General features: G+C 68.0%; 5 protein-coding genes. All 5 read right to left on the reverse strand.

The genetic code is table 11. From position 1 onward, the window contains the following. Window positions 1–27: 27 nt before the first annotated feature. Entirely contained in the window at window positions 28–1,143 is a 1,116-nt protein-coding gene (gene lptG / locus HKL97_RS06025; protein WP_291423446.1) for an LPS export ABC transporter permease LptG, read from the reverse strand. Next, window positions 1,140–2,243, reverse strand: coding sequence for an LPS export ABC transporter permease LptF (gene lptF, locus HKL97_RS06030; protein ID WP_291423448.1), 1,104 nt, complete (start codon window positions 2,241–2,243; stop codon window positions 1,140–1,142). The genes lptG and lptF overlap by 4 nt, the downstream gene beginning before the upstream one ends. Before the next feature lie 46 nt (window positions 2,244–2,289). Then, on the reverse strand, window positions 2,290–3,033 hold the full coding sequence (locus HKL97_RS06035; protein ID WP_291423450.1) for a methyltransferase: 744 nt from the start codon (window positions 3,031–3,033) through the stop codon (window positions 2,290–2,292). Further along, window positions 3,030–3,656, reverse strand: coding sequence for an alpha/beta fold hydrolase (locus tag HKL97_RS06040; RefSeq protein WP_291423452.1), 627 nt, complete (start codon window positions 3,654–3,656; stop codon window positions 3,030–3,032). The genes HKL97_RS06035 and HKL97_RS06040 overlap by 4 nt, the downstream gene beginning before the upstream one ends. After that, on the reverse strand, window positions 3,653–4,617 hold a 965-nt coding region (locus HKL97_RS06045; protein ID WP_291423454.1), incomplete at its 5' end, for an aminotransferase class I/II-fold pyridoxal phosphate-dependent enzyme. The genes HKL97_RS06040 and HKL97_RS06045, both read right to left, overlap by 4 nt.

Raw genomic sequence — 4,617 nt, forward strand, 5'->3', positions numbered from 1 at the left:
GAGAAGCAGGCCGGATCGTTTCATGCCTCAGCCATCTTCCAGATGCAGCAACAACGCAAGCGCCAAAAATAATCCCGCCACCGCGGGCGCCCACGCGGCGAGGATAACCGGAATCGCCCCGGAGGTGCCAAACTGGTTGGCCACCTCCGATACCATGAACAACGCAAACCCGCAGCCCACGCCGCTGGCCAGCATGCGCGCCGCGCCGCCGCGGCGCGAGGGCCGCATCGAGAACCCGGCCGCCACCAGCGCCATGGTGGCGCAAAGCAACGGCAGCGCCAGCAGCGCCTGAAACGCCAGCTCATGCTGAATGGGCGAAAACCCGGAGCGTTTGAGCAGCGCGATGAACCCAGGCAGCGCCCAGAACGAGAGCGAGTCGGGCGAGGCAAAACTTTCCTCCACGCGGCGCACCGTCAGGTCGGTGGGAAAATCCATCTGGCCGACAAGCTGCGGCGCGGCCCCGGGGGTTAGCACGCTCACCCCCTTCAGGTTCCATGCCCCCGTGCTCAGCGTCGCCTGGCTGGCCTCCATCCGCTGCAGCAGCGTCGCCTGGCCGTCCAGCCGCAGCACGCTCACCTGCTCGGCGCGCAAAACATTATGCTCCAGATGCACCCCCGCCGCATGCAGCACGGCAACACCGCCGGGAACCAGCCCGGCATCGGCCTGGCGCACCCAAAGCTCCCCGCCGTTGAGCGAGAGCGGCCCCCCGCCCGGACGCAGATACGCATTATACAGCGTCTCACCGCGGCTATACATCACCGCCGAAAGCGGACTCAGCCCGCCGGTGCCAACCGCCCCCAGCAGCGTCGCCAGCAGCACCGGCAGCGCCAGAAACTGCCAGGCTGAAATCCCCGCCGCGCGCGCCACCACCAGCTCCGAGGAGCGCGAGAGCCGCCAGAACGCGAAAATCCCGCCCAGCAAAATCGCAAAGGGCAATATCTGCAGCAGCGTCCAGGGCTGCCGCATGAACTCAATCTCCGCGACAATCCCGAAACCGGCCGCCGGCCTGGCCGCCGCCTCGCGCAGCAGCTCCAGAAAATCAAACAGCGAGACCAGCGCCGAGAGCGCCGCCAGCATCACCACCACGGCGAACAGAAACTGCCTGCCAAAATAAAGCGAGAGCGTAACCGGAATATTCTTCATTGCGGCGCCCGCCGGACAAACAGCATCGCCCCGGCAACCAGCCCCGGCACCAGCACCATCGCCCAGATCAGCGGCAGCAGCGCCGTGTTGCGCGCGGCCAGATTGCCCACCCCCAGGCTGAGCGCCACCAGCAGCGTCACCGCCACCACCGCGCCAACCGGGCGCAGCAGCCCCCCATTCCGCCGGAACACCCCCCGCAGCGCCGCCAGCAGGCCGATCAGCGTAAAGCTGAGCGTGCTCAGCGGCGCGGTAAGCCGGCGCTGCGCCTCCACCAGCCATTTCCCCTGCTCGCCCGGCGAAAGCGACGCCGGCGGATGCATCAGCGCCGCCAGACCAGCCTCGGCGGAGTCCACCATATCGGGCAGCGCCGCCTTCGCGGGCTGGGCCAGCGAGAGCACGTTGCGCTGAAACGTCAACACATCCAGCCGCCCGGTCTTGGGGTCTATCTGCTCGCGCGAGCCGTTCTCCAGCACCACCACCGGCCCTTGCGGGCTCAACAACAACTGGCCGGAGGTGGCCAATATCGTCGCCGGCGCCGCCGGGTCGCGTCCATCCTCAATCAATATGCCGCCCAGGGAGTCATTCGCCCCACGCGATTGCACATAAACGGTGATATGGTCGGCCACCGGCGTAAACACCCCCGGCTCCAGCAAAAACGCGGCAATCTGGTTGCGTATCTCATATTGGTAGCTGCGGAAGCTGCCCAGGCTGGCCGGCACCAGCACCAGGTTCAGCGCATAACCCGCCAGCGTGGCCGCCAGCGCCAGCGCCAGCGCCGGGCGGGCCAGCGCCAAGTCCGAAAGCCCGGAAGCGCGCATCGCCGTAATCTCACGGTCGCCGTTCAGGCGCGTATAAATGAACAACACCACGATAAAGCATGTGATCGGCAAAATGGTGGCGACAAAACTCGGCACCAGCAGCGAGGTCAGCTTGATGAACACCACCGGCGAGAGCCCATGGTTGACGATGATCTGGATGAACCGCAACGACTGCGTGAGCCAGATCAGCGCCACCAGCCCAACGGTGACCAGCACCAGCGCAATCAACAATTGCCCGAAAATATAGCGGTCGATCCTGGTCAGGTGCGGGCGGCGATCCATGGCCGGAGGTTCTGGCCGGGAGCGCCGGGAATGGCAAGACCACCCCCTACCAAATCTCCCCATACAACACATGATACGTCACCGCGAACCCGCCCTCCAGCGCGCCCAGCACCCGCCGGAACGCGCCCGGCGGCAGCGGCCGGTGTCCCGGCGCAGGCTCCCCCGCGCCCAGCTCTTTCAGGCTGCGGACGAATTCAGCGCCATTGGCATAATGCTGAATGACAAATTCCTCATCAACCGCATGCGCAACACCCTCCGGCCAGGGCAAAGCCTCCGGCGCCGGATACACCGGCGTCCCGCTCGCCAGCCCGAGCGCGGCATGCGCCGCCGTCCATTCGGCAAACGTCCCCGCCCCCAGCGTCGCGAACATCATCCGCCCGCCCGGTGCCAGCAGCGCGCCCAGCCGCGCCAGCCCGCCGCGCAAATCGCCAAACCACTGCACCGCCAGGCTGGAGACGATCAAATCAAACCGCCCTTCCAGCCCGCGCGGGTCCTCACCGTCAAGCAGCATATATGCAGGGCCTTCCCCCAGCCGCGCCCGGCAGCGCGCCAGCATCGCGGGCGAAATATCCGTGAGCACCAGCGCCGCATCCGGAAACGCAGCGGCCAGCGCCGCGCTCAAAAACCCGGTGCCGCAGCCTATCTCCAGAATCCGCCGCGGCCCCAGGCCCCGCGCCACAATCCGCGCCGCCAGCCGCGCCGCCACCAGCCGTTGCACCGGCGCCACCGCATCATAGCGCGCCGCCCCGGCTGAAAACGCCCGTCCAATCCGCTCCTTGCGCGCGCTCACCCCAGAGGCTCCAAAAACGCCCGCAGCCGCGCGGCACACCAGCGCGCATCCTCCAGCGGCAGCAAATGCCCCCCCGCATGCCACTGCGTCACATCCGCCGGAAAACTCGCAGCGCTCATCGCCGCGGGCACCAGCGGGTCCGCCCGCCCGCACAACGCCAAATCAACCCCGGCCGGGCGCGCATCCCATTGCGCCAACCCCTGCAACCCAGCCGCCAGCGCCATCGCATCCAACGCCCCCGGCACCGCCGCCGCACCGCCGCACCTGGCCCTGAACGCCGCCACCACCTCTCCCGGCGCCGCACCAAACTGCGCGATCATCCGTTGCAACGGCCGCGCCGCATTGCCTTGCGGAAAATCCTCCCGCTGCGTGAAGCAGCCAAACCCGTTCACCGCAACCAGCGCGCGCCACGCCACCGGCCTGTGATGCAGCAGCCACAACGCCCCAAACGAGTGCCCCACCGCCACCACATCGCGTCCCGCCGGCAAATCCGGCCGCGCCGCCCCGCCAAAAAACCCCAGATCCCAGGCCACGGTCTCATACCCCTCCAGCGCCGCGCGCAGCGGCGCCCAGAACCCGGCATCAAACCCCCAGCCGTGCACCAGCAACAAAACCGGCTTCATCGCGTCTTCGCCAGCCGCACCACGGCCTCGCTGAGCGCCGCCACCTGCTCTTCGGTATGCCCCGCCGAAAACGTGAACCGTATCCGGCTCGTCCCCGCCGGCACCGTCGGCGGCCTTATCGCCACGGCCAGAAACCCTTCCGCCTCCAGCGCCCGCGCCATGTCCAGCGCGCGTTCCTCCGCACCCAGAATCAGCGGCACAATCTGCGTGGTAGACGCCCCGGTATCCAGCCCCGCCGCCGCCAGCGCGGCCCGGAACCGCGCCGCATGCCCCGCCACCCTGGCGCGCGCCGCGCCCAATTCCGGGATCATATCCAGCGCCGCCTCCATCGCCCCCAGCACCGCCGGCGGCAGCGCGGTCGCATAAATCACCCCGCCGCAGCGGTTCACCAGATACTCCCGCAACACGCCCGAACACGCCGCATAAGCGCCAAACCCACCCAATCCCTTGCTGAACGTACCCATCACCAGCGCATTGCGCAGCCCATGCGCCAAGCCGAACCCGTCCCGGCCCATCACCCCGGTTGCATGCGCCTCGTCCAGATACAAAAACGCCCCGTATTTTTCCGCCAGCGCCGCCAGCGCCGCCACATCGGCGCAATCGCCATCCATACTGAACACGCTCTCGGTGATAATCACCCGCGGCCGCGCCAGCGCCTCGTCGCGCGCCAACAGCTCCTCCAGATGCTCCAGATCATTATGCCGGAAGCGTATCTGGCGCACCCCCGCCGCCACGCAGCCCTGAATCAGGCTCGCGTGGTTCAGCCGGTCCGCATACACCAGCGGCTCCCCCCCCAGCACCTTCGCATCCAGCAGCGCCGGCAACAGCGTTACATTCGCCTGCACGCCCGAGACAAACACCAGCGCCGCCTCCGCCCCCTTGCCCCGCGCGATCTTCGCCTCAATCTCCCCGAACGGCAGCAAATTCCCCGAAACCAGCCGCGACGCCCCAGCCCCAGCCC

The organism is Acidocella sp., from assembly GCF_013044125.1.
Lineage (GTDB): Bacteria > Pseudomonadota > Alphaproteobacteria > Acetobacterales > Acetobacteraceae > Acidocella.